24 protein-coding genes are annotated in these 24,636 nt (G+C 73.1%); 17 read left to right on the top strand and 7 right to left on the bottom strand.

Annotated features, from left to right (window positions below; translation table 11 throughout):
• The first annotated feature begins 7 nt into the window (after nucleotides 1-7).
• From VMF51_RS17705 to VMF51_RS17740, 8 genes are all read left to right on the top strand, one after another.
• Nucleotides 8-655, top strand: a complete 648-nt coding sequence (locus VMF51_RS17705; RefSeq protein ID WP_325475780.1) for an MOSC domain-containing protein — start codon at nucleotides 8-10, stop codon at nucleotides 653-655.
• A gap of 165 nt (nucleotides 656-820) precedes the next feature.
• Nucleotides 821-2,641, top strand: coding sequence for an AMP-dependent synthetase/ligase (locus VMF51_RS17710; RefSeq protein ID WP_325475781.1), 1,821 nt, complete (start codon nucleotides 821-823; stop codon nucleotides 2,639-2,641).
• A gap of 118 nt (nucleotides 2,642-2,759) precedes the next feature.
• The gene (locus VMF51_RS17715) at nucleotides 2,760-3,449 is read left to right on the top strand and encodes a hypothetical protein (RefSeq protein ID WP_325475782.1); all 690 of its coding nucleotides are present in this window, start codon (nucleotides 2,760-2,762) and stop codon (nucleotides 3,447-3,449) included.
• Nucleotides 3,449-5,005 (top strand): DNA polymerase Y family protein, encoded by a 1,557-nt coding sequence (locus VMF51_RS17720; protein WP_325475783.1) that lies wholly within the window; start codon nucleotides 3,449-3,451, stop codon nucleotides 5,003-5,005. The genes VMF51_RS17715 and VMF51_RS17720 overlap by 1 nt, the downstream gene beginning before the upstream one ends.
• The gene (locus VMF51_RS17725; RefSeq protein WP_325475923.1) at nucleotides 5,005-8,394 is read left to right on the top strand and encodes an error-prone DNA polymerase; all 3,390 of its coding nucleotides are present in this window, start codon (nucleotides 5,005-5,007) and stop codon (nucleotides 8,392-8,394) included. Before VMF51_RS17720 ends, VMF51_RS17725 begins: the two co-directional genes overlap by 1 nt.
• A gap of 110 nt (nucleotides 8,395-8,504) precedes the next feature.
• A complete protein-coding gene (locus VMF51_RS17730; protein WP_325475784.1) occupies nucleotides 8,505-9,383 on the top strand; it encodes a 3,4-dioxygenase subunit beta in 879 nt (292 codons plus the stop codon).
• Between the two features lie 32 nt (nucleotides 9,384-9,415).
• Nucleotides 9,416-10,642, top strand: a complete 1,227-nt coding sequence (hemW, locus tag VMF51_RS17735; RefSeq protein WP_325475785.1) for a radical SAM family heme chaperone HemW — start codon at nucleotides 9,416-9,418, stop codon at nucleotides 10,640-10,642.
• A gap of 34 nt (nucleotides 10,643-10,676) precedes the next feature.
• Nucleotides 10,677-11,117, top strand: coding sequence for a TM2 domain-containing protein (locus VMF51_RS17740; protein WP_325475786.1), 441 nt, complete (start codon nucleotides 10,677-10,679; stop codon nucleotides 11,115-11,117).
• 62 nt (nucleotides 11,118-11,179) lie between these two features.
• On the opposite strand, the gene VMF51_RS17745 is transcribed toward VMF51_RS17740, so the two are convergent.
• From VMF51_RS17745 to VMF51_RS17760, 4 genes are read right to left on the bottom strand one after another with little or no spacing between them, the layout of a single operon-like run.
• Complete coding sequence (locus VMF51_RS17745) at nucleotides 11,180-12,028, bottom strand: DUF3097 domain-containing protein (protein WP_325475787.1); 849 nt, start codon at nucleotides 12,026-12,028, stop codon at nucleotides 11,180-11,182.
• 51 nt (nucleotides 12,029-12,079) lie between these two features.
• A complete protein-coding gene (locus tag VMF51_RS17750; RefSeq protein WP_325475788.1) occupies nucleotides 12,080-12,310 on the bottom strand; it encodes a hypothetical protein in 231 nt (76 codons plus the stop codon).
• Nucleotides 12,311-12,326: 16 nt separating this feature from the next.
• Nucleotides 12,327-13,187, bottom strand: coding sequence for an MBL fold metallo-hydrolase (locus VMF51_RS17755; protein WP_325475789.1), 861 nt, complete (start codon nucleotides 13,185-13,187; stop codon nucleotides 12,327-12,329).
• Nucleotides 13,188-13,213: 26 nt separating this feature from the next.
• The gene (locus VMF51_RS17760; RefSeq protein ID WP_325475790.1) at nucleotides 13,214-13,957 is read right to left on the bottom strand and encodes a hypothetical protein; all 744 of its coding nucleotides are present in this window, start codon (nucleotides 13,955-13,957) and stop codon (nucleotides 13,214-13,216) included.
• Nucleotides 13,958-14,271: 314 nt separating this feature from the next.
• Here VMF51_RS17760 and hrcA point away from each other — a divergent pair, with 314 nt between their 5' ends.
• The 3 genes from hrcA to VMF51_RS17775 are packed head-to-tail and all read left to right on the top strand — an operon-like array spanning nucleotide 14,272 to nucleotide 17,247.
• Nucleotides 14,272-15,285 (top strand): heat-inducible transcriptional repressor HrcA, encoded by a 1,014-nt coding sequence (gene hrcA, locus VMF51_RS17765; protein ID WP_325475791.1) that lies wholly within the window; start codon nucleotides 14,272-14,274, stop codon nucleotides 15,283-15,285.
• A 46-nt stretch (nucleotides 15,286-15,331) separates the two neighbouring features.
• Nucleotides 15,332-16,504 carry a molecular chaperone DnaJ gene (gene dnaJ, locus VMF51_RS17770; RefSeq protein WP_325475792.1) on the top strand — a complete coding sequence of 391 codons (1,173 nt, stop codon included), beginning with the start codon at nucleotides 15,332-15,334 and terminating at the stop codon, nucleotides 16,502-16,504.
• Nucleotides 16,505-16,506: 2 nt separating this feature from the next.
• Nucleotides 16,507-17,247 carry a 16S rRNA (uracil(1498)-N(3))-methyltransferase gene (locus VMF51_RS17775; protein WP_325475793.1) on the top strand — a complete coding sequence of 247 codons (741 nt, stop codon included), beginning with the start codon at nucleotides 16,507-16,509 and terminating at the stop codon, nucleotides 17,245-17,247.
• A gap of 14 nt (nucleotides 17,248-17,261) precedes the next feature.
• Here the strand turns inward: VMF51_RS17775 and VMF51_RS17780 are convergent, their stop codons facing one another.
• Nucleotides 17,262-18,314, bottom strand: coding sequence for a winged helix DNA-binding domain-containing protein (locus VMF51_RS17780; RefSeq protein ID WP_325475794.1), 1,053 nt, complete (start codon nucleotides 18,312-18,314; stop codon nucleotides 17,262-17,264).
• Nucleotides 18,315-18,342: 28 nt separating this feature from the next.
• The gene (locus tag VMF51_RS17785) at nucleotides 18,343-19,245 is read right to left on the bottom strand and encodes a Gmad2 immunoglobulin-like domain-containing protein (RefSeq protein WP_325475795.1); all 903 of its coding nucleotides are present in this window, start codon (nucleotides 19,243-19,245) and stop codon (nucleotides 18,343-18,345) included.
• A gap of 152 nt (nucleotides 19,246-19,397) precedes the next feature.
• On the opposite strand from VMF51_RS17785, the gene VMF51_RS17790 reads away from it, so the two are divergent.
• Both VMF51_RS17790 and VMF51_RS17795 read left to right on the top strand, forming a co-directional pair.
• A complete protein-coding gene (locus VMF51_RS17790; RefSeq protein WP_325475796.1) occupies nucleotides 19,398-19,742 on the top strand; it encodes an HIT domain-containing protein in 345 nt (114 codons plus the stop codon).
• On the top strand, nucleotides 19,739-20,968 hold the full coding sequence (locus VMF51_RS17795) for a hypothetical protein (RefSeq protein ID WP_325475797.1): 1,230 nt from the start codon (nucleotides 19,739-19,741) through the stop codon (nucleotides 20,966-20,968). Before VMF51_RS17790 ends, VMF51_RS17795 begins: the two co-directional genes overlap by 4 nt.
• A gap of 20 nt (nucleotides 20,969-20,988) precedes the next feature.
• On the opposite strand, the gene VMF51_RS17800 is transcribed toward VMF51_RS17795, so the two are convergent.
• Nucleotides 20,989-21,270 carry a hypothetical protein gene (locus VMF51_RS17800; RefSeq protein WP_325475798.1) on the bottom strand — a complete coding sequence of 94 codons (282 nt, stop codon included), beginning with the start codon at nucleotides 21,268-21,270 and terminating at the stop codon, nucleotides 20,989-20,991.
• 121 nt (nucleotides 21,271-21,391) lie between these two features.
• Here VMF51_RS17800 and VMF51_RS17805 point away from each other — a divergent pair, with 121 nt between their 5' ends.
• The 4 genes from VMF51_RS17805 to VMF51_RS17820 are packed head-to-tail and all read left to right on the top strand — an operon-like array spanning nucleotide 21,392 to nucleotide 24,561.
• Nucleotides 21,392-22,441: a PhoH family protein gene (locus tag VMF51_RS17805; protein ID WP_325475799.1), complete on the top strand. Its 1,050-nt coding sequence runs from the start codon at nucleotides 21,392-21,394 to the stop codon at nucleotides 22,439-22,441.
• Entirely contained in the window at nucleotides 22,438-22,902 is a 465-nt protein-coding gene (gene ybeY / locus VMF51_RS17810; RefSeq protein WP_325475800.1) for an rRNA maturation RNase YbeY, read from the top strand. Before VMF51_RS17805 ends, ybeY begins: the two co-directional genes overlap by 4 nt.
• Nucleotides 22,899-24,224: a hemolysin family protein gene (locus VMF51_RS17815; protein WP_325475801.1), complete on the top strand. Its 1,326-nt coding sequence runs from the start codon at nucleotides 22,899-22,901 to the stop codon at nucleotides 24,222-24,224. Before ybeY ends, VMF51_RS17815 begins: the two co-directional genes overlap by 4 nt.
• The gene (locus VMF51_RS17820) at nucleotides 24,217-24,561 is read left to right on the top strand and encodes a cytidine deaminase (protein WP_325475802.1); all 345 of its coding nucleotides are present in this window, start codon (nucleotides 24,217-24,219) and stop codon (nucleotides 24,559-24,561) included. Before VMF51_RS17815 ends, VMF51_RS17820 begins: the two co-directional genes overlap by 8 nt.
• Nucleotides 24,562-24,636: the final 75 nt, after the last annotated feature.

Consider the following 24,636-nt stretch of genomic DNA (forward strand, 5'->3'; position numbering starts at 1 on the left):
TCGCGCCGTGGCCCACCTCGTCTCCGTCAACGTCGGCGCCCCGCGCGAGGCGGACTGGGCCGGCATCGGACGCACCAGCATCGACAAGGTGGCGCTGCCCGGCCGTGTCGAGGTACGCCGCCTCGGCCTCGACGGCGACCAGGTCTCCGACACCAAGCACCACGGCGGTCCCGACCAGGCGGTGTACGCCTTCGCCCGCGAGGACCTCGACCTGTGGGCCGCCGAGCTCGGCCAGGAGATCCGCGACGGGCAGTTCGGCGAGAACCTCACCACGGCCGGGATCGACGTCAACGAGGCCGAGATCGGCGAGCGCTGGCGGATCGGGGACGTGCTGCTCGAGGTCGCCGCGGTCCGCACCCCCTGCAACGACTTCAAGAACTGGATGGGCCGCAACGGCTACGACGACACCGCCTGGGTGCGGCGCTTCGCCCAGGCGGCCCGTCCCGGCCCCTACCTCCGGGTGCTCGTCGAGGGTGAGATCGGCGCCGGGGACCCGATCGAGGTCGTGCACCGGCCCGGCCACGGCGTCACCGTCTCGCTGGTGTTCCAGGCCCTCCATCTCGACCGGACGCTGCTGCCCCGGCTGATCGGCGTCGAGGGGCTCGCGAGGAAGGTCCGGCTGAAGGCCGAGGACTACGTGGCGGCCCTCGCCTGAGCCTGCCCGGGGTGCCGCTCGGGCAAAGACGGATGCGGATTCCGGACACGCACCACCGATCGGGTTACCGGCGAGTTGCGAGTGACGTAGGTTACTCCGCAACAGCCGCGCTGGGAGGGTGCCGGGACCGCCAGCCTCCCGCAGCCATCCCTGCACAGGAGTGACATGCCCGCGAATCACGACACGAGCTTCGTCGACCATCTCGAGCCCAATGTGGCCGTGCAGTTCCTCAACCGGGTGGCCGCGTCGCCCGGCAACGAGGCCTTCCGCTTCCCGCGCGGCGACGCCTGGGAATCGGTGACCTGGCAGCAGGCCGGGGACCGGGTCTCCCAGCTCGCCGCCGGACTCCTCGCGCTCGGGATCGAGTCCGAGCAGCGGGTCGGCATCGTGTCCGGAACCCGCTACGAGTGGATCCTCGCCGACCTCGCGGTGATGTGCGGTGGCGGTGCCACCACGACCGTCTACCCGACGACGAACGGTGAGGACACGACGTACATCCTCGCCGACGCGGAGTGCCGGGTCGTCTTCGCCGAGGACGACGAGCAGCTTGCCAAGCTGCGCGAGCACAAGAACGAGCTGCCGCACGTGGCGAAGGTCGTCACCTTCGACGGCGCGACCGATGGTGACTGGATCATCGGGATGGACGACCTCGCCGCGCTCGGCGACGGCTATCTCGCCGAGCACCCCGACGTGATCGAGCAGACGGCGAAGTCGATCGCCCCCGACCAGCTCGCCACGCTGATCTACACCTCCGGCACCACGGGCAAGCCCAAGGGCGTCCGGCTCAAGCACCGCTCGTGGGTCTACGAGGGGGCGGCGATCGAGGCGCAGCACATCCTGGGCGAGGACGACCTGCAGTTCCTGTGGTTGCCGATGGCCCACTCCTTCGGCAAGGTGCTGCTCTCCGCGCAGCTCGCCTGCGGCTTCGCCACCGCCATCGACGGCCGGGTCGACAAGATCGTCGACAACCTCGGCGTCGTGAAGCCGACCTTCATGGGCGCCGCGCCCCGCATCTTCGAGAAGGCCCACGGCCGGATCGTCACGATGCAGGCCGCCGAGGGCGGGCTGAAGGAGAAGCTGTTCCTCAAGGCCTTCGAGGTCGGCATCAAGGTCGACGGGCTCAAGCGCGAGGGCAGGTCCGTCCCGTTCCTGCTCAACCTGCAGCACGGGCTGTTCGACAAGCTCGTCTTCAGCAAGGTGCGCGCGCGCTTCGGCGGCCGGGTCCGGTTCTTCATCTCCGGGTCCGCGGCGCTGAACTCCGAGATCGCGGAGTGGTTCCACGCCGCCGGCATCCTCATCCTCGAGGGCTACGGCATGACCGAGAACGCCGCGGGCGCCACGGTCAACCACCCCGACGAGTACCGGATCGGCACGGTCGGCCCCGCGCTCCCGGGCGCCGAGGTCCGCATCGGCGAGGGCGACGAGGTGCAGCTGCGCGGGCCGCACATCATGGAGGGCTACCACAACCTCCCGGAGGAGACTGCCAAGGCGTTCACCGAGGACGGCTGGCTGCGCACCGGCGACAAGGGCAGCCTCGACGCCGACGGGTTCCTGACCATCACCGGCCGGATCAAGGACCTGTTCAAGACCTCGGGCGGCAAGTACATCGCGCCGTCGGCGATCGAGTCGAAGTTCAAGGCGATCTGCCCCTACACCAGCCAGTTCATGGTCTTCGGCAGCGAGCGCAACTACGTCGTCGCGCTGGTCACCCTGGACCCGGACGCGATGGCGGGCTGGGCCGAGGAGAACGGCATGAGCGGCGCGTCGTACTCCGAGATCGTCTCCTCGCCCGCGGTCAAGGCGATGGTCGCCGGGTACGTCGAGGAGCTCAACGCCAAGCTGAACCGGTGGGAGACCATCAAGAAGTGGGAGATCCTCGACCACGACCTGACCATCGAGTCCGGCGAGCTCACCCCCTCGATGAAGGTCAAGCGCAACGTGGTGGAGAACAACAACGCGGAGCGCATCGCCGCCCTCTACACCTGATCCACCCCACCTCCGCCGAGCCGGCGTGAGTTTGCTGCCGAGCCGGCGCGAACTCGCGCCGGCTCGGCGATTTGGGGGGCCGGATTGACTCGATCGAACAGGTGTTCGATCATGGAGTGTGTCCGCAGCCGTCGCCTCCCTGAGCCCGGATCAGCCTCCTGATCTGGCGGTGCTGCGCGAGCGGATGCAGCGGATGTCCGGCGGGATGCCGCGGGTCCCGGTGGCGATGCACCCGGCGCTCTCCGGGGTCGTCCAGCTGTACGCCGGCGCCAGCTACGAGGTCGACGGCCTGGGGCTGGCGATGGCGCTGCTGGCCGGTCCGTCGCGGGCAGGGGACTGGTGCGCGGTCGTGGGGATCCCCGACTTCGGCGCCGAGGCCGCGGCCGAGACCGGGGTCGAGCTCGCCCGCACCGTGCTGGTGCCCGAGCCGGGGGAGCAGTGGCTGGAGGTCACCGCCGCCCTCGTCGACGTCACGCCCGTGGTGCTGCTCCGGCCGGGCGGCCGGGTCGCGCCGTCGGTCGCCGAGCGGCTGGGCGCCCGGCTGCGCAAGCGCTCCGCGGTGCTGCTGGTGCAGGGCGAGTGGCCGCGCTGCGAGGCCCGGATCGGCGCCGAGGAGCCGGCCTGGACGGGGCTCGGCCGGGGGCACGGCCACCTCGAGGCACGCCGGGTCACGGTCTCGGTACGCCGCGGCGCGGCGCCCGCGCGGAGCACCGGCCTCTGGCTGCCCGACCCCGCCGCCGGCGTACGACGGGCCGCGCCGGAGGCGCCCGCGACGGTGACGACCTCCGACGTGCGGGAGGCCGGCTGATGCCCGCCCGGGTGCTGGTCGTGTGGTGCCCCGACTGGCCGGTGGTGGCCGCGGCCACCGAGGCCGGCCTGCCCGGTCGGCTGCCCGCGGCGGTCTTCCGGGCCAACCTGGTCCAGGCCTGCAACGAGCCCGCCCGCGCCCTCGGCGTACGACGCGGGATGCGCCGGCGCGACGCCCAGTCCCGGTGCCCGGAGCTCGCCGTACTCCCGGCGTCGCCGGACCGGGACGCGCGCGCCTTCGAGGACGTGCTGGTGGCGGTCGAGGAGATCCGGCCCGGCATCGCGCCGCTGCGACCGGGGCTGGTCGCGCTGCACTCGCCCGGCCGCTTCTACGGCGGCGAGGAGGAGGCGGGCGCGGTGCTCGCCGAGCGGCTGGTCGCCCTCGGGGTCTGGGACAGCCGCGCCGGGGTGGCCGACGAGCTGTTCACCGCCGAGCAGGCCGCCCGGCGCGCGCGGCCCCAGGAGAGCCTGGTGGTCCCCGCGGGCGGGTCGCCCGAGTTCCTGCGGGCGCTGCCCGTCGACGTCCTCGACGAGCCCGACGCGGTCAGCCTGCTGCGCCGGCTCGGCCTGCGCACCCTGGGCGACCTGGCCCGGCTGCGAGCGGCCGACGTGCGCGACCGGTTCGGCAGCCACGTCGCCTGGGTGCACCGGGTGGTCGGCGGCGACGGCGCGGTCCACCTCCCTACCCGCACCCCGCCGCCCGAGCTCGAGCGGCACGTCGACTTCGAGCCGCCGCTGGACTCCGCCGAGACGATCGTCTTCAGCGTGCGCCGTACCGCCGAGGAGTTCGTGGCGGGCATCGCCCGGCAGGGCCTGGTCTGCACCGAGGTGCGGGTCGAAGCGCGGGCCGAGGGCGACGACCCCGAGGGCCGGCCCGCCTCGGTCCGCACCTGGATGCACCCCCGGTTCTTCACCGCCACCGACCTGGTCGACCGGCTGCACTGGCAGCTGCAGGGCGCCCTGCACGGCTCGGCCACCCGGGCCGGCGAGGTGCGTGCGCCGGTCGAACGGGTCCGGTTCGTCCCGGAGACCGTCGTCCCCGACGCCGTGCACGCCGACGTGCTCTGGGGCGGCACCGACGAGCGGGTGGAGCGGGGTATCGCGCGCGTGCAGGGGATGCTCGGCCACGACGCGGTCGTCGTCCCCGTGCTCCAGGGGGGTCGGGGGCCGGCCGACCGTCAGGCCTGGGTGCCGTGGGGGCAGCGGCCGACCGGCCTGCGGCCGAGCGGGCCGCCGTGGCCGGGCAGCCTGCCGCCTCCCGCCCCTGCTCGGGTGCTGCGCAGCCCGTGGGCGGCCGAGGTGGCCGACGCCCGCGGGCGTCCGGTCGCGCTCGACGAGCGCGGGTCGCTGACGGGGGAGCCGGACCGGTTCCGTCCCGCCGCCGGTGACGACTGGCAGCCGGTCGCGGCCTGGGCCGGTCCGTGGGTCGTCGAGGAGCAGTGGTGGGAGGCCGGCGGTCGCCGGGTCGCGCGGTTCCAGGTCGTCGGCGTCGACGGCCGGGCCTGGCTGCTCGCCCTCGACGGCGACGTGTGGTGGACCGAGGCGGCGTACGACTGATGGGCTGGAACAACCCCGCCAACATGTCCTGGGGTGACCTGGAGGCGCGCCTCTCGGGCCGCCCGCGGCCCACGGATCCCGAGGCGCCGATCTCGACCCGCAAGCACCGGCGCGACCAGACGGTCGTCACCCGGCCGTCCGGCCCGCTCACGCCGTACGCCGAGCTGCACTGCCACTCCAGCTTCAGCTTCCTCGACGGCTCCAGCGGCGCCGACCACCTGGTGCTGGAGGCGGCCCGGCTCGGCCTGCACGCCCTGGCGATCACCGACCACGACGGCTTCTACGGCGCCCCGCTGTTCGCCGAGACCGCCCAGCAGCAGGACCTGCGCACGGTCTACGGCGCCGAGCTGTCGCTGGGGCTGACCCGGCCGCAGCTGGGCGTGGCCGACCCGGAGGGCAGCCACCTGCTGGTGCTGGCACGCGGGGTCGAGGGCTACCACCGGCTGGCCGCCGCGATGACCGACGCCCACCTGCGCGGCGACGAGAAGGGCCGTCCGCTCTACGACCTCGACGAGCTCGCCGAGCAGGGGCGGGGGCACTGGCTCGTGCTCACCGGGTGCCGCAAGGGCACGGTCCGCCAGGCGCTGGTCGCCGACGGCCCGCGGGCCGCCGCCGAGGAGGTCGACCTGCTGGTCGCCCGGTTCGGCGCCGAGCACGTCGTGGTCGAGCTGACCGACCACGGCTTCCCGCTCGACTCGCGCCACAACGACCTGCTGGCCGCGGTCGCGGCCGACCGCGGGCTGCCGGTCGTCGCCACCAACAACGTCCACCACGCGACCCCGGAGGGGCACCGGACGGCCGCGGCGATGGCCGCCGTACGCGCCCGCCGGAGCCTGGCCGAGATGGACGGCTGGCTGCGTCCCTCGGGCGCGGCGAGCCTGCGCTCCGGCGCGGAGATGGCCCGCCGCTTCGCCCGCCACCACGACGCGGTCCCGCGCAGCGTGGTGCTCGCCGACGAGCTCGCCTTCGACCTGCAGAAGGCCACGCCGCGGCTGCCCAAGGACGGCATCCCCGAGGGGCACACCCCGATCAGCTGGCTGCGGCACCTGACCGAGCAGGGCTTCCAACGGTGGTACGCCGGCGGCCCGCACGAGCGGGAGGCCCGGAGCAAGATCGAGCACGAGCTCGACGTCATCGAGCGCAAGGACTTCGCCGGCTACTTCGTGATCGTCCACGACATCGTGGCCTTCGCGAAGGAGAAGAAGATCCTGTGCCAGGGCCGGGGGAGCGCAGCCAGCTCGGCGGTCTGCTACGCGCTCGGCATCACCGCCATCGACCCGGTCTTCTACGGCCTGCCCTTCGAGCGGTTCATCTCCGAGCACCGCGACGAGGAGCCCGACATCGACGTCGACTTCGACTCCGACAAGCGCGAGCAGGTGATCCAGTGGGTCTACGACCGCTACGGCCGGCACCGTGCCGCGCAGGTCTCCAACGTGATCGGCTACCGCCCCAAGATGGCCGTCCGTGACGCCGCGAAGGCGCTCGGCCACGCCCCCGGCCAGCAGGACGCGTGGTCGAAGCAGATCAGCTCCTGGAGCGAGGTCACCACCGAGGGCGACGTACCCGCGCCCGTGGTCGAGCTCGCCAACGACCTGCTCGGGGCGCCGCGCCACCTCGGCATCCACTCGGGCGGGATGGTGCTCACCGAGCGGCCGATCGGCGAGGTGTGCCCGATCGAGCGGGCGCGGATGGACAAGCGCACGGTCCTGCAGTGGGACAAGGACGCCTGCGAGTTCATGGGGCTGGTGAAGTTCGACCTGCTCGGCCTCGGCATGCTCTCCGCGCTCGACCACATGATGTCGATCGCGGCCGAGCACCTGGGGGAGCGCTACGAGCTGAGCACGGTGCCCAAGGAGGAGCCGGCGGTCTTCGACATGCTCTGCCGGGCCGACTCGATCGGGGTGTTCCAGGTCGAGAGCCGAGCCCAGATCGGCACCCTGCCCCGCCTGCGCCCCCGGAGCTTCTACGACCTGGCCATCGAGATCGCGCTGATCCGCCCCGGGCCGATCCAGGGCGGTGCCGTCCACCCCTACATCCGCCGCGCCACCGGCCGCGAGCCGGTCACCTACCCGCACGAGGACCTGGTCCCGGTGCTCGAGCGGACCCTCGGCGTCCCCCTCTTCCAGGAGCAGCTGATGGACATGGCCAAGGCCATCGGCGACTGCACCCCCGACGAGGCCGACCTGCTGCGCCGCGCGATGGGCTCCAAGCGCGGGGTGGAGCGGATCGAGAGCATCAAGGACAAGCTGTACGCCGGGATGCGCCGCCGCGGCATCGAGGGCGAGGACGCCGACGCGATCTACCTGAAGATCCTGTCCTTCGCGAACTTCGGCTTCGCGGAGAGCCACTCGCTCTCCTTCGCCAAGCTGGTCTACGCGAGCTCGTGGTTCAAGCTGCACCATCCTGGGGCGTTCCTGGCCGCGCTGCTGCGCGCCCAGCCGATGGGCTTCTACTCCCCGCAGTCGCTGGTCGGCGACGCGCGCCGGCACGGCGTGACGGTGCTCCGGCCCGACCTGGCCGTCTCGCGCGCCACCGCCGACCTGGAGCTGCTCCCCGGCGAGACGCCCGGCCCGACCGGGCTCGACTCCTGCCTGGAGGACCATCCCGAGCGCACCGCCTTCGTCGAGGGCACGCCCGACCCGACGCCGGTCCACCGCCGCGACACGTCGTACGCCGTCCGGCTCGGGCTCGACTCGGTCCGGGGCATCGGGAAGGAGGTCGCGGAGCGCATCGTCGCCGCCCGTGCCGAGCGGCCGTTCGCCGACCAGCTCGACCTGTCCCGCCGGGCCGGCCTCGACGCCCGCCAGCTGGAGGCGCTGGCGACGGCGGGGGTGTTCGAGAGTGCCGGGCTGAGCCGCCGTCGGGCGCTGTGGAACGCCGGCTGGACCGAGCGCGACGACCAGCTGGAGGGGCTGCGGCTGACGTCGGAGGCGCCGATGCTGCCCGAGATGGACGGTGTCGAGACCACGATGGCCGACCTCTGGGCCACCGGGATGACCCCGGAGGCGCACCCTTTCGTGCATCTGCGCGAGCGGCTGCGCGCCGGGGGGATCCGCACCGTCACCGACCTGGCGGAGGTCGGCTCGGGGCGGCGAGTCAGCGTCGCCGGGATGATCACCCACCGTCAGCGCCCGGGCACCGCCGGCGGGGTCACCTTCCTCAACCTCGAGGACGAGACCGGGATGCTCAACGTCATCTGCACCGTCGGGGTCTGGCGCCGCTACCGGGAGGTCGCCACCTCGGCGGCCGGCATGGTCATCCGCGGGGTGGTCGAGCACGAGGACGGCGCCACCAACCTGCTCGCCGACCGGCTCGGGACCCTGGAGGAGGTCGACCCCGACGCCGGCGCCGCGCTGCGAGCCCGCCACCGGTCGCGGGACTTCCATTGATCGGGTCTGAGGAACGAGGTCGCGACGGAGCCTGTCGAGACCCGGTGAGACAAACGAAGGCCTCAACCGTCGCACAGGGGACGCACAGGGTCGCGGGCTTCCCTGTCCCCATGAGCCACCACGAACACGACCTCGGTCTCTCCCACGACCTCCCGAAGATCGTCGAGCGCAACCGGCTCGGACGGCGCGGGATGCTGTCGATCTTCGGCGGCGTCGGGGCGGCGGCCGCGCTCGCGGCCTGCTCCTCCGACAGCGGTACGACGATCAGCTCGACGCCCGAGGGCGCCCCGCCGGGAGGACCGGGCGGCGGCGGACCCGGTGGCGGCGGGCCGATGGGTGCCGAGTCCGACGTCGAGGTCGCCGAGGGCGAGATCCCCGAGGAGACGGCGGGTCCCTATCCGGGCGACGGCTCCAACGGCCCGAACGTGCTCAGCGAGTCCGGCATCGTCCGCAGCGACATCACCACCAGCTTCGGCGACGCCTCCGGGGTGGCCGAGGGCGTCCCGACCACCGTGCGGCTGAAGGTCTACGACCTCAACGGCGACGACATCACCGTGCTCAGCGGCGCGGCGGTCTACCTGTGGCACTGCGACCGCAACGGCGACTACTCGATGTACTCCGAGGCGATCGCCGACGAGAACTACCTGCGCGGCGTCCAGGAGACCGATGCCGACGGCATGGTGGAGTTCACCACCATCTTCCCGGCCGCCTACTCGGGGCGCTGGCCGCACATGCACTTCGAGGTCTACGAGACCCTCGCTGACGCCACGACGTACACCAACAAGCTGCGCACCTCCCAGCTCGCCATCCCCGAGGACGTCTGTGACGCGGTCTTCGCGACCGAGGGCTACGAGCAGAGCGTCACCAACATGGAGCAGACCCCGCTGGAGAGCGACGGCATCTTCTCCGACGGCTACTCCCTGCAGATGGCCAAGGCGACGGGCTCGGTGGCGGAGGGCTACACGCTGACCCTGAACGTGCCGATCTGACCGGGCGGCCGACCCTGGGGGATGATGGACGGGTGCCTTCCGCCCTGCCCGCCGGAGACCCCGTCCCGGAGGACGGGACCCTTCCCGCGTCCGCCCTCGCGGGCCTCGGGCGTCGGCCGTTCGGCTTCTACGTGCACGTGCCGTTCTGCACGGTGCGCTGCGGCTACTGCGACTTCAACACCTACACCGCCGAGGAGCTCGGGCCGGCGGGCGGTGCGCCGGGCGCGTCCCGGGCGACGTACGCCGAGGCGGCCATCGCCGAGGTACGCCGCGCCCGCGCCGTGCTCGGTGACGTCGACCTCCCCGTCTCGACGGTCTTCTTCGGCGGCGGCACCCCGACGCTGCTCAGTCCCGCCGATCTCGGGTCGGTGGTCGCCGCGATCGCCGGCGAGTTCGGGCTCACCGACGACGTCGAGGTGACCACCGAGGCCAACCCCGACAGCGTCGCGCTGTGGGACCTGGAGGAGCTGCGCTCGGTCGGCATCAACCGGATCTCCTTCGGGATGCAGTCCGCGGTCGACCACGTCCTGAAGGTGCTGGAACGCACCCACGACCCGCTCCGGGTGCCGGCGGCTGTGGAGTGGGCGCGCACGGCAGGCTTCGAGCAGATCAGCCTGGACCTGATCTACGGCACGCCGGGGGAGAGCATCGCGGACTGGGAGGTCTCGGTGGAGTCGGCCCTGGCCTGCGCGCCGGACCACGTCTCGGCGTACTCCCTGATCGTCGAGGAGGGCACCGCCCTCGCCCGCCGGGTCCGGCGCGGCGAGCTGCCGATGCCCGACGAGGACGACCTGGCCGACAAGTACCAGCTCGCCGACGAGCGGTTCGGTGCCGCCGGGCTCGGCTGGTACGAGGTGTCGAACTGGTCCACCGGACCGGACACCCGGTGCCGCCACAACCTCCTGTACTGGACCGGCGGCGACTGGTGGGGCGTCGGACCGGGAGCCCACTCTCACGTCGGCGGGGTGCGGTGGTGGAACGTCAAGCACCCGGCCGCGTACGCCGACCGCCTCGCCGCCGACCGGAGCCCCGCCCACGCCCGCGAGCTGCTGGACGAGGAGGACCGGCGCGTCGAGCGGGTGCTGCTGGAGCTGCGGCTGCGCGACGGGCTGCCCGTGGCCGTGCTCGACCGGGTCGGCCGGGCCGCCGTGGCGACGCTCGTCGGCGACGGGCTGCTCACCCTGGAGACCGAGCGGCTGGTGCTCACTCCCCGGGGTCGGCTGCTCGCCGACGCCGTCGTCCGCGACCTGCTGCCCTGAGCGTCGCGCGGGCCGGCGACACTAGGCTGCTCCCATGACCCAGGGACCTGAGTACCCCACCCCGCAGGAGCCCTCGGGCGACGAGCCCACCCAGCCCTACGGCCGGCAGCCGTACGGCCAGCAGCCGCCGCCTCCGCCGTCGGGCGAGCAGCCGACGCACCAGCAGCAGCCGTACCAGCCCTACCCCGGCTTCCCCTGCGGGCCGTACGGCGCCTCGCCGGCCGCGCCGTACGGCGTGCACCCGATGACGGGCGTGCCGTACTCCGAGAAGTCCAAGATCGTCGCCGGGCTGCTGCAGATCCTGCTCCCGCTCGGGATCGGCCGGTTCTACATCGGCGACACCGGCATCGGGGTGGCCCAGCTGCTGGTCACGATCTTCACCTGCGGCATCGGCGCGCTGTGGCCGGTCATCGACGGGATCATCATCCTGGCCTCGGACAGCAAGGACTCGCAGGGCTTGATGCTGCGCAGCTGAGGGCCGATCGCGACGTCATACGTGCTGGCTGTTGGAACCGCCAGCTCGTATGACGTCCGCGCTCAGGGCGTCGACGTGACGAAGTCGATGAGTTCCTCGACGCGACCGAGGAGGGCCGGGTCGAGGTCGTGGTACGACGAGACGCGGCCCAGGATCTGCTTCCAGGCCCGGGCGATGTCGGCCTGGTCGCGGTGCGGCCAGCCGAGGTGCTGGCACACGCCCTTCTTCCACTCGATGGAGCGCGGGATGTCGGGCCAGCGCTCGAGGCCGACCCGGGCGGGCTTGACCGCCGCCCAGATGTCGATGAAGGGGTGGCCGACGATCAGCACGTGCTTGCCGATCGGGGACTTGGCGACGCCCTGGGCGATCCGGCTCTCCTTGGAGCCGGGGACCAGGTGGTCGACCAGGACGCCGACCTTGCGCTCGGGGCCGGGCCGGAAGTCGCGCAGGTGCTCGGCGAGGTCGTCGACGCCGTCGAGGTACTCCACGACGACGCCCTCGATGCGCAGGTCGTCTCCCCAGACCTTCTCGACGAGCTCCGCGTCGTGGCGGCCCTCGACGAAGATCCGGCTCGCGCGCGCCACCCGGGCCTTCGCGTCGTGGACGGCGACCGAGCCGGACGCGGTGCGGGTGGGCTTGGCCGGGGCGCTCTGACGCACCGGCGCGACCAGGATCACCGGCCGGCCCTCGAGCAGGAAGCCGGGGCCGAGCGGGAAGGTGCGCCGGCGGGAGCGGCGGTCCTCCAGGGTGACGGTGTGCAGGTCGCGGTCGACCGCCACGATCTCGCCGCACCAGTCGGTGGTGACCTCCTCGACGACGGTGCCGAGGTCGGCCGGCGCCTCGACCGCCCGACCGCGCTTGGGCGCGCGCCAGTCGGTGGAGAGGACGTCGGAGCCGTACCGGTCAGCCATGCGGGTCACGCTAGGTGCCGCGACCGACAGTCCCCGGCAGGGCGCGCCGCCTCACTCCTCCTGTGAGGTGTCCGACGGATCACGTCCCTCGCCGGCGGCGTCGCCCGGCTTCGGCTCGCCCTTCCCCTCCTGGTCCGCGGCCTTCCCGCCGGTCAGCAGGTCCTCGACGGTGTCGCCGGGCTCGAGGCCCTCGGCGAGCGGGTTGTCGTCGCTCGGCACCAGGTCCTCGGGCAGGTCCTCGTCGGGGATCCCGGTCGTGTTCTCGTTCTCCGCGTGGCTCATGCCGCCCGGTACCCGCTCAGACCAGCGGCAGCCGCTTCTGGCTGCGGGGCAGCTGCTCGTAGCCCCGGCGTACGGCGCTCGCGAGCTCCTCGCGCGGATAGGGCCACGGGGCGGCCTCCAGCGCCTCCCCGACGGGTACGCCGCGGGAGGCCAGGTCGCGGATGGTCTCGGCCACGATGCCGATCGTGTTGCGCTGCTCCTCGACGAAGTCGCGGTCGACCGGCGCGCCGTGCCCCGGGACGACGACCGACGACCCGGTCGTCAGCCCGAGCACGAGGTCGAGGGTCAGCGGCCAGTCCAGCGGGTAGCAGTCGTCGCCGAAGCCGGGTACGGCGTCGCGCACGGCCGACTCCTCGACCAGGTCACCGGCGAGCAGCGTGTCGGCGTCGGGCACCCGGACGACGAGGTCGCCGGCGGTGTGGCCCCGGCCCGGGTGCACGAGCTCGACCAGCCGGCTGCCGAGGTCGAGCGTCACCGCGGAGGAGAACGTGTGGTCGGCCGGCACGATCCCGGTCGCCAGCACCTCGTCGCGGTGCGGGTCGTCGGGGTCGGCGTCGTACAGCGCCTTGATCCGCTCCCCGGCGGGCACCGTCCGCTCGGCGGCGGTCTCGTGCGCGTGGATCGGGAGGGCGCCGTACGCCGCCCGCAGCTCGCCGTTGCCGAAGGTGTGGTCGAAGTGCTCGTGGGTGTTGACGATGCCGACGACCCGGCCGGCACCGAGCCGGCGGACGTCCTCGACGACCCCGCGCGCGGCGAGCGCCGAGGCGTGCGTGTCCACGACGAGCAGCCCGTCGGCGCCGCCGACCAGCGTCACGTTGACGTCGAACCAGTCGTAGCGCGCGACCCAGATCCGGTCCGCGACCTCGGTGAAGGGCACGCGAGCAGGCTAGCCCGCCGCGTGTCTCAGCAGAGGCCGGAGTGCAGCTCGCGGCGCAGCATCTCGCCGAGCTCGGCGGTGGTCCGCGCGGCGCGGGGGAACGTGACGTCGAGGTGCCGGGCGCCGTCCACGTCGACCCAGCGCACCTGCACGCCGGCGGGGGAGAGCCCGGAGAGGGCGACGCCGAGCAGCCGGCCCATGGGGGTCCCGGTCGTGGTCGAGACCGCCCGGCGCAGCTCCTCCTGGTGGCAGTTGTTGGCGTGCTCGACCGAGCGCTGGAGGTAGCCCCGGTTGAGGTGGTGCGCGGGAGAGCGGAAGTGCTCGAGCGGCACCCGGAACTGCTCGTCGGGCCGCTCCTCGTCGGCACCCGGTGCGGCTCGCCGGCTCAGCAGTGCGAAGTTGAGCTCGAGGACGACCACGTGCCGCGTCTCGGCGCAGCACGCGCAGTCCTCGACGCCCCGGGTCTCCAGGCGGCCCGCCAGGGTCAGCGTCATCCGGCGCTCCGCGGACCCGGCGGCGCCGAGGCCGCTCTCGATCGTGATCAGCGCGCTGCGGTGGTGGCCGGCCGCCGTCGCCAGCTCGCTCTCGGGCGGGCACGAGAACGTCGGGGTGCCGTGCACGTCCTGCATGCCGAGCGCCTCGTCGTCGAGCACGGTGGGATGGCCGTCGACGACCAGGCTGACGCTGCCGGGGCAGGCGAGGATGCTGCGCGCCTCGGCCGCGAGCTCGGCCGGATCGAGCAGCGGGCGGGTCGTGGGGTCCGCGGTCATGGTGCCTCCTGAGTGACTTAGGCAAGCCTAACCTATGCGACGGCTCCGCTGTCGGGAAACGTGTCGTCCGCATCGCGAACGCGGGTTCCGTCGCCGCCGCGAGGAGACCGCCGAACGACCCGGCCGGCTGCGCGCCGCGGTGGACGCGCGCCGGCTGCGTTGTCGACGCTCGACGCACCCCGGTGCGCCTTCGCGTCTCCGCCTTGCCGGCACACGTCCCTCGCGACGCTCGCCTCGTCCGGCTCGTTCAGCAGTCTCCTAGTAGAGTTGGCACTCCGATCATTCGAGTGCCAGGACCCGGCGGAGGAGGCGAGATGCAGGAGGAGCGTCGACTCGCGGTGCTGCGCGCGATCGTCGAGGACTACGTCTCCACCGAGGAGCCCGTCGGCTCCAAGGCCCTCGTCGAGCGGCACGGGCTCGGGGTCTCCCCGGCGACCGTGCGCAACGACATGGCCGCGCTCGAGGACGAGGGCTACATCACACAGCCGCACACCAGCGCGGGCCGGGTGCCCACCGACAAGGGCTACCGCCTGTTCGTCGACCGGCTCACGACCGTCAAGCCGATGAGCGCCGCCGAGAAGCGCGCGATCTCGACGTTCCTCGACGGCGCGGTCGACCTCGACGACGTCGTCCAGCGCTCGGTGCGGACGCTCTCCCAGCTGACCCGCCAGGTCGCGGTCGTGCAGTACCCCACGCTCTCGCGCTCGACGGTGCGCCACATCGAGCTGGTCTCCCTCGCGCCCAACCGGCTGCTCGCGGTCCTCATCCTCAGCACCGGCCGCGTCGAGCAGCGCGTCGTCGAGCTCGCCGCCGACCTCGACGACACCGACCTCGCCGACCTCCGCACCCGGGTCAACCGGGCCGCGACCGGTGCCGTGATCGCCGACGCCGCGGTCGCGCTGCGCGCGGCGATCCCGGAGGTCGACGGCGGCTCGACGGCCGCCGTCGTCGACGTCCTCGTCGAGGCCATGGTCGACCACCGCTCGGACCAGCGGATCGCCGTCGGCGGCGCCGCCAACCTGGCCCGGTACGGCGACTCCTTCGACTCGGCCGTCCGCCCGCTCCTGGAGGCGCTCGAGGAGCACGTCGTACTCCTGAAGCTGCTCGGCGAGGCCAGCACCGGCGGGATGGTGACCGTCCGGATCGGCGCCGAGGGACCCTACGAGGAGCTCGCCTCGACCAGCGTCGTGGCCACCGGCTACGGCCCGCGCGACGAGGCGCTCGCCACCCTCGGCATCGTCGGTCCCACCCGCATGGACTACCCGGGGACGATGACGGCGGTGCGCGCCGTCGCCCGCTACGTCTCCCGCATCCTCGACGAGGGCTGACGCCCGCCTCTCCCGACCCACCCCCGAACGACCAGAAGGAACCTTCGTGAGCCAGGACCTGTACGAGCTTCTCGGTGTCGCCCGCGACGCGGACGCCGACACCATCAAGAAGGCCTACCGGCGCCTCGCCCGTCAGCTGCACCCCGACGTCAACCCGGACCCGGAGACCCAGGAGCGGTTCAAGGAGGTCACTCGGGCCTACGAGGTGCTCTCGGACCCGCAGAAGCGCGCGTCGTACGACCGTGGCGGCGACCCGTTCGGCGGCGGCGCCGGCGGCTTCGGCCAGGGTGCCGGGTTCTCGTTCACCGACATCATGGACGCCTTCTTCGGCGGCCAGGGCCAGGGCGCCGGCGGCGGCCGGGGTCCCCGGCCGCGCACCCGCCGCGGCCAGGACGCCCTGATCCGGCTGGAGGTCGAGCTCGCCGAGGCGGCGTTCGGCGTGACCCGCGAGCTGACCGTCGACACCGCGGTGCTGTGCTCGACCTGCCACGGCGAGGGCGCCGCGCCCGGCACGCACGCCGTGCCCTGCGAGACCTGCCGCGGCCAGGGCGAGGTCGCGCACGTGCAGCGCTCCTTCCTCGGCGAGATCCGCACCCTCCGTCCGTGCGCGGCCTGCCGCGGGCTCGGCACCGTCATCCCCGAGCCGTGCCGGGAGTGCTCCGGCGACGGCCGGGTGCGCTCGCGGCGCTCGCTGACCGTCAAGATCCCCGCCGGCGTCGACACCGGCACCCGGGTCCAGCTGTCCGAGCAGGGCGAGGTCGGCCCCGGCGGCGGCCCGGCCGGTGACCTGTACGTCGAGATCCACGTCGCGCAGCACGAGGTGTTCACCCGCCAGGGCAACGACCTGCACTGCACGGTGACCGTGCCGATGTCGGCGGCCGCCCTCGGGACCACGCTGACGCTGCCCACGCTGGAGGCCGACGTCGAGCAGGGTGCCGACTCAGGCGTCGAGACCACCTTCGACCTCGACGTGCGTCCCGGCACCCAGTCCGGCACCCAGCAGGTGCTCCGGGCGCGCGGCGTCCCCGGCCTGCGCGGGGGACGCGGCGACCTGATCGTCACGGTCGCGGTGGAGACGCCCACCAAGCTCGACCCGCGCCAGGAGGAGCTGCTCCGCGAGCTGGCCGCGATCCGCGGCGAGGAGGACCCCACCGGTCAGCTCCGGCCTGGCTCGAAGTCCGTCTTCGGCCGGCTCCGCGACGCCTTCAACGCGCACTGACCATGTCCCTGCCGGTCCATCTCGTGCCGTCGCTGGACGGCGTCCGCGTCGGCTCGTCGGTGACCGTCGAGGGCGACGAGGCGCACCACGCGGTCGCCGTACGACGGCTGCGGGTCGGCGAGTCCGTGGTGCTCACCGACGGGCACGGCACGTCCGTGGTGGCCGAGGTCGCGACGACCGGCAAGCGGGTGTTCTCGGTGACGGTGGCCTCGGTCGGCTCGGCCCCGGCGCCGACGCCGGACGTCACGGTGGTCCAGGCGCTGCCGAAGGGCGACCGCGGCGAGCTGGCCGTCGAGGTGCTGACCGAGATCGGGGTCGCGCGCATCGTCCCGTGGGCGGCGTCGCGCAGCGTGGCGGTGTGGAAGGGCGACCGGGCCGAGAAGTCCCTCGCCCGCTGGCGCTCGACGGCCCGCGAGGCGGCCAAGCAGGCCCGGCGGTCCTGGTTCCCCGAGGTCGAGCCGCTGGCCTCGACCGCCGACGTCGCGGGGCTGGTGGCCGCGGCCCCGCTCGCCGTCGTCCTCCACGAGGCGGCGACCGTGCCGCTGGCCTCGCTCGAGGTGCCCGCCGAGGGCCCGGTGCTCGTCGTGGTCGGCCCGGAGGGTGGGCTCGCCGACGACGAGGTGGCGGCGTTCGTCGCCGCCGGCGCGACGTCGGTGCGGCTGGGGGCCGAGGTGCTGCGCACCTCCACCGCCGGACTCGCCGCGGTGTCCGCGCTGCTCGCCCGGACCCCGCGCTGGGCCTGACCGCTCCCTAGGTGTCAAGGGCGCGCCAGGAGCTCCTCGACGCGCGCCGACTCGGTCGCCAGCTCGTCGCGCTCGGCCCTGGTCAGCGGCCGCAGGGTCTCGACGACCTCGACGCGGCCGTCCACGGCCCGCCACAGTCCCTCGAGCCAGCCGTCCACGAGGAGCGCGTTCGCGCTGCCGCCGTTCAGGCCCATCCAGGCGGTGCGCTTCTCCGGCTCGGTGACCCGGTCGCGCCGGGCGTGGGAGAGCCAGACGTTGTCGTAGCAGCCCAGCAGGCGCACCGGCGCCGGCTCGTCCTCCTCGGCGAGGACCGCGTCCGGGACGTCGTACAGGGTGCGGCCGTCCTCGTCCTCGTGCCGCACCAGGTCGTCCATTGCGGAGAGGACCGGCCCGAGCCGGGTGATGGCCGACCAGGCGGTCACGTCGGCCGCGGTCGCCGGCCCGAAGGCGCGCAGGTAGCGCCGGACGATCCCAGGTACGTCGGGCGGCCCCGTGTCCGGCTCGGCCAGCCAGGCGTCGGCGTCCTGGTAGACGACCCCGCCCGCCTGCTTCCAGCAGCCGCGAGGCGGGACCTGGACCAGCGGCGCGACCAGCCGAGCGACCTGCCCCAGGGCCGTCGGTGGCCGGTCCGCGAAGGTCTCCGCCAGCCTCGACCCGAGGGCCTTCTGCGGGAGCGGACCGTCGGCCAGGGCGGCCCGCAGCGCCGCGTCGAAGGCCGCTCGGTCGACGTCCGCGGCGCCACGGACGTTCTGGCTGGAGCGCAGCTCCTGCTCCATCCGGGGCTGGACCCAGGCCCGCAGCGGCCGCGCGTCGGCGCTGCGCAGGAGGTGGATCGTCCCGCGCATCGTCAGCAGCCGCACCAGGGTGCGGTCCGTCAGGCCGCGGGTGACGTCCTCGGGGTCGAATCGCGTCAGCCGGGCGTGCAGGGAGAGGTACGGCGGGAGGTTCTCCTGCGCCTGCAGCCCGATCAGGTGACCGGCCAGGTCCGCGACCGAGGCGTCGGTGCGGGCGAGCAGGTGCTGGCGTCGGAGCAGGGTGCGGTTCAGCCGGCGGCGGCTCAGCCTCATGGCGGCGACCCTCCTCCGGCCGGCGGTGCTACTCGACCGTGATGGTCTTGGTGTCCTCGTGCGGCCCCGCACCCTCGGCGCCGCCGGACGGGTCGTCGGTGCGGGCGACGAAGGTGTACTCGCCCGGCTCCAGGTCCGACACGTCGACCTCGGCCTCCCACGGGTAGAGCTTGTCCATCCAGCCCTCCGCGGTGGCGAAGCCGTCCAGGACGACCTCGTCGCCCCGGCGGACCTCCCACGGGACGGTCGCCTCGAACGAGCTGGCGACCCCGCTGGCGGTGAACGTGCCGGAGACGGTGGCGCCCTCCTCCGGCGAGGTGATGCTGACCAGGCCGAGGACGTCGAGCTGCGGCTCCGCCTGCACGCCGGCGGCGGTGTCGACGCCGAACAGGGTGACGGGGGAGTCGCCGACGAGGACGGTGACGGGCACGCGCTCCTGCTGGACGCCCTGCAGCGTGTAGACCAGCTGCTGGACGGCGAGCGGCGCCTCCTCGGAGCTGTCCAGCCCGGAGGTGGTCGTCCACGTGTCGTCGGGGAGGACGACGCGGAACCCGCCGTCGGCGTACTCGACGCTCGCGAAGGCGCCGTCGGGGTACGCCGTCCGGTAGTCCGGGTCGAGCGCGTCACCGGCGGCCATCAGCGCGGCCGCCTCCTCGAGCGGGTTGTCGGCCGGGACCGTGCGGAACTCCCGGAACAGCCGTGGCCCCTGCGGGGTGTCGCCGACGAAGTAGACCGGCACCGTCACCTCGTCCTCGCTCGCGCCCGTCTCCGGGTCCACCTCGGTCTCGGCGGGGGTGGTGCTGCTGTCGGCGGGGTCGGTCGCCACCGGGGTGTCGGAGCCGTCGTCCGAGCCGCAGCCGGTGAGGACGGTGCCGAGGGCAGCGGTGAGCGCGAGGGCGGCCACGCGGGTACGGCGGGGAAGTGCGGTCATGGGGCCCATCCTTGTCGATCGAGCGGAAACACGTCGGACCTGCCCGGCGATCGGGTGCGCGTGTCGAGGTGGGACGCGCCAGGATGGGTCTCGGTTGCCGCGAGACAGCAGCCGAGTTCCGTGCGAGCATTCCCGAGGGGGAGGAACACCACGTGTCCGAGAACGACTGCCTGTTCTGCAAGATCGTCGCCGGCGAGATCCCGGGGGACGTCGTGCACGTCACCGAGCGCACCGTCGCCTTCCGCGACATCAACGGCCAGGCGCCGACGCACGTGCTGGTGGTGCCGCGCGAGCACTACGCCAACGCCGCGGAGCTCGCCGCGGGCGACCCGGTCGCGAGCGCCGAGCTGGTCACCGCGGCCGCCGCGGTCGCCGCGGCCGAGGGGTACGACGACTACCGCCTCGTCTACAACACGGGAGCCGGGGTCGGGCAGACCGTCTTCCACACCCACCTGCACGTCCTCGCCGGACGCCCGATGACCTGGCCGCCGGGATGAGGTCCCTCCGGGCACTTGCCGCGGCGTCGGCGCTGCTGTTGGCCGTCACCGCGTGCAGCAGCGGCGGCGACCCGCAGTCGCAGGACCCGCCCGCTGCCCCGGCCGACACCACGGGCGTCGCCGGGGAGCCGGCCGCCGAGACCCCGGCGGCCGCCGGGTCGCACGCCGCCCACGCGGCGCCGAAGCCCGGCAGGGTGAAGCCACTGCGCGCGGGCGAGCGCCGCCGCACGCTGACCATGCCGGCGGCGTACACGCCCTCGGCCCCGACGGGGGTCGGCACCGACGACTACCGCTGCTTCCTGCTGGACCCGCAGCTGAAGCGGGACTCCTGGCTGACCGGCACCAACGTGCTGCCCGGCAACCCCGACGTCGTCCACCACGTGATCCTGTTCCGGGTCCCGCCGGAGGACGTCGCGAAGGCCGAGGCCAAGGACGCCGAGACCCCCGACGACCAGGGCTGGACCTGCTTCGGCGGCACCGCCCTGGAGGGGGAGTTCGCCCAGCTCGACGACGCCCCGTGGCTGGGTGCCTGGGCGCCCGGCGGCGACGAGGTCGTCACCCGCGACGGCTACGGCACCGACCTGCCGAAGGGCAGCCGGATCATCATGCAGGTCCACTACAACCTGCTCGCCGGGACGGCGCCCGACGTCTCGGCCACCCAGATCCGGACCATGCCCCGCTCCCGGGACCTGACCGCGCTGCACACCTTCCTGATGCCCGCGCCGGTCGAGCTGCCCTGCCGCCCCGCGCACGCCGACGGACCGCTGTGCGAGCGTGACGCGGCCGTGGCGGACGCGAAGAGCCGCTTCGGCCAGGGGCCGGGCTCGACCGCCGACCTCCTGTACTTCCTCTGCGGCGGCAAGCCGGTGGCCTCGAAGCGGACCTCGTGCGTACGCCGGGTCCAGGAGCCGGTGACGATCCTCGGTGCCGCGGGCCACATGCACCTGCTCGGCCGGAAGCTGCGCATCGAGACCAACCCCGGCACGCCCGAGGAGCGCACCATCCTCGACATCCCGATGTGGGACTTCGACGACCAGGGCTCCCGCCCGATCGACCCGGTCCGCCTGGACACCTGGGACACCGTGCGGATCACCTGCACGCACTCCCAGGAGCTCCGCGACCGGCTGCCCGCGTTCGCGACCCAGCGCGACGACAAGTACGTCGTGTGGGCCGACGGCACCACCGACGAGATGTGTCTCGGGATGCTCTCGGTCGCCTTCGGATAGTCCCCGACGTTCGGCAGGGACTAACCCGCCAGGTCGCGCAGCAGGCGCAGCACGTAGAAGACCACCGGCATCCCGAACACGACCAGCATCACCCAGGCGGTGATCCGGTGCAGCGGCTTGGTGGAGTCCAGCCGGCCGGCGAAGTCGAGCAGCGCGCCGTCCGGGACGGTGTGGTTCAGGCCCATCCGCCGGGCGTCCTCCGGGAGGTGCTGGCCGGCGAACCAGATCGGCGGCGTGTCGTCGTCGTGACCGTGGTCCTCGTCGTCCCACGCCTCGCCGCCCCGCTCCTGTGGAGGAACCATGCGTCCACGGTACGTGCCCGCTCCCCGCCGTGGGGACAACTCGCTCGATGGCACGACGGCGCTCCCGTAGCATGGAGGACGCTCGCAGACCCGTGTAGGAAGGCCGCCCATCCGGGCATCCATGACTGACAGCCACCAGCAGGGGGACCACCAGGGTCCCCGCTCCACGACCCGGCACACCGTGGTCGTCCCGAACAGCATCAACATGGTGAGCCTGCTCGGTCCCGGCGACGAGCACCTCGGCATCATCGAGGGCGCCTTCGACGCCGAGATCCACGTGCGCGGCAACCGGATCTCGCTGCAGGGCGAGCCCGGCGAGGTCGCGCTCGCCGACCGCCTCCTCGACGAGCTCGTCGCGATCATCCGCACCGGCCAGGGGGTCACCTCCGAGACCGTCGAGCGGGTGATCACCATGCTCCGGGCCGAGACGACCGAGCGCCCCGCCGACGTGCTCAGCCTGAACATCCTGTCGAACCGCGGTCGCTCCATCCGGCCGAAGACGCTCAACCAGAAGCGGTACGTCGACTCGATCGACCAGCACACGATCACCTTCGGCATCGGACCGGCCGGCACCGGCAAGACCTACCTCGCGGTGGCGAAGGCCGTCCAGGCGCTGCAGTCCAAGCAGGTCAACCGGATCATCCTGAGCCGCCCGGCGGTCGAGGCGGGGGAGCGGCTGGGCTTCCTGCCCGGCACGCTGACCGAGAAGATCGACCCCTACCTGCGGCCGCTGTACGACGCGCTGCACGACATGCTCGACCCGGAGCTGATCCCCAAGCTGATGGCGGCCGGCACCATCGAGGTCGCCCCGCTGGCCTTCCTGCGCGGCCGCTCGCTCAACGACTCCTTCATCATCCTCGACGAGGCGCAGAACACCACGCCCGAGCAGATGAAGATGTTCCTGACCCGGCTCGGCTTCGGCTCGAAGATCGTGGTCACCGGGGACGTCACCCAGACCGACCTGCCCAACGGCCAGAGGTCCGGCCTGCGCGTGGTCGAGGGCATCCTCGACGACGTCGGCGACATCTCGTTCAACCGGCTCACCAGCAGCGACGTCGTCCGGCACCGGCTGGTCGGCAAGATCGTCGCGGCGTACGACGAGCACGACGCCCGCAACGAGCTGGCCCGGGAGCGCGTCGAGCAGGAGCGGACGCAGGGGGGCCGGTCGTGAGCATCGAGGTGCTGGACGAGTCCGGCCACGACCTCGACGTACAGCACCTCGCGTCGCTGAGCCGGTTCGTGATGGACCGGATGCGGGTCCACCCGATGGCAGAGCTGTGCATCAAGGCGGTCGACGAGGCCACCATCGCCGAGCTCAACGAGCACTGGATGGAGAAGGAGGGGCCGACCGACGTGCTCGCCTTCCCGATGGACGAGCTGCGCCCCGGCCTGGTCGACGAGGAGCCCGAGGAGGGCGTGCTCGGCGACCTGGTGCTCTGCCCCGCGATCGCGGTCACCCAGGGCGCGACCGCCGGGCACGGCACGCTCGCCGAGATCGAGCTGCTCACCACCCACGGCATCCTGCACCTGCTCGGCTACGACCACGCCGAGCCCGAGGAGCACGCGGAGATGTTCGGCCTCCAGGACCGGCTGCTCGCCGAGTGGCGCGCGAGTCCGGGGGCCTCGGAGTGACCTCCGGTGATCTCTGGCTGCTGGTCACAGCAGCCGCCCTCGTCGTACTCGCCGGTGCGTTCTCGGCCGCCGAGGCCGCCCTGTCCACGTTCTCCCACGCCCGGGCCGAGGAGCTCGCGGCCGAGCGGCGTCCCGGTGCGAAGCGCCTGCTCGCCCTCCTGACCGACACCCCCCGCTACCTCAACACCGCGCTGCTGCTGCGGCTGCTCTGCGAGATCTCCGCGACCGTCCTGGTCGCCCAGCTGGCCGACGAGGCGCTGGACGGCGAGTTCTGGGTCAGCACCCTGGTGGCGATCGGCGTGATGCTCGTGGTCTCGTTCGTCGTCATCGGCGTCGCGACGCGCACCCTGGGCCGCCAGCACAGCGAGACCGTGGCGCTCTTCTCGGCCGGTCCGCTGACCCTGGTGACCCGGATCCTCGGCCCGCTGCCCCGGCTGCTGATCGTGATCGGCAACGCGCTGACGCCGGGGCGCGGGTTCAGCCAGGGACCGTTCTCGACCGAGACCGAGCTGCGCGAACTGGTCGACCTCGCCGAGGCCTCGGCGCTGATCGAGTCCGACGAGCGCCGGATGATCCACTCGGTCTTCGAGCTCGGCGACACCACGGTCCGCGAGGTGATGGTGCCGCGCAACGACGTGGTCTACGTCGAGCGGCACAAGAACCTGCGCCAGACCATGTCGCTCTTCCTGCGCAGCGGCTTCTCGCGGGTCCCCGTCATCGGTGAGAACCTCGACAACATCGTCGGCTTCGCCTACCTCAAGGACATCGTCCGCCGGGACTTCGAGGCCCCGCAGGCCGAGACCACCGAGCGGATCGAGTCGGTCATGCGACCCGTGCACTGGGTGCCGGAGTCCAAGCCGGTCGACGAGCTGCTGCGCGAGATGCAGGCGCGGCGCCAGCACATCGCCGTCGTCGTCGACGAGTACGGCGGCACCGCCGGGATCATCACCATCGAGGACCTGCTCGAGGAGATCGTCGGCGAGATCACTGACGAGTACGACGAGGAGGAGATCGAGGTCGAGCGGCTGGACGACGGCGCCGTACGCGTCTCCTCGCGCTACCCGGTCGACGACCTCGACGAGCTGTTCGGCTTCTCGGTCGAGGAGGAGGACGTCGACTCGGTCGGTGGCCTGATGGCCAAGCACCTCGGCCTGGTGCCCATCCCGGGCTCCACGGTGCAGGCGCACGGCCTGCGCTTCACCGCCGAGGACACCGCGGGACGCCGCAACAAGGTCGGCACCGTGATGATCTCACTGGTCGCCGAGCCGGTCGACCAGGACGCCGACGAGCGCGAGCACGAGAACGAGGATGCCGATGTCTGACTCCCTGTCCGCCGAGGACCGCAAGCTCATCACCCTGGCCCGGGCCACCCGCGCCCGCACGGGTGCCGCCGAGGGCGCGGCCGTGCGCGACTCCGACGGCCGCACGTACGCCGCCGCGACGGTCGACCTGCCCTCGTTGCAGGTCAGCGCGCTCGGCGTCTGCGTCGCGATGGCGGTCGCCTCCGGCTCGTCGGGCCTGGAGGCGGCGGTGCTGCTCACCGGCGCCGGGCAGGTGGCCGAGGGCGACGTGGCGGCCGTGCGCGACCTGGGCGGGAGCGGCGTCGTGGTCCACCGTGGTGACGTGCGGGGCACGGTCGCCGAGACGACCCGGACCTGACGAGCTCGTCGGCACGGCGCGGAGGAGACCGCCGTCACTCCGCGCGCCCTGGTTACCCACCCGTAACGACGGGCG

The organism is Nocardioides sp. (genome assembly GCF_035503875.1).
Taxonomy (GTDB): Bacteria; Actinomycetota; Actinomycetes; order Propionibacteriales; family Nocardioidaceae; genus Nocardioides.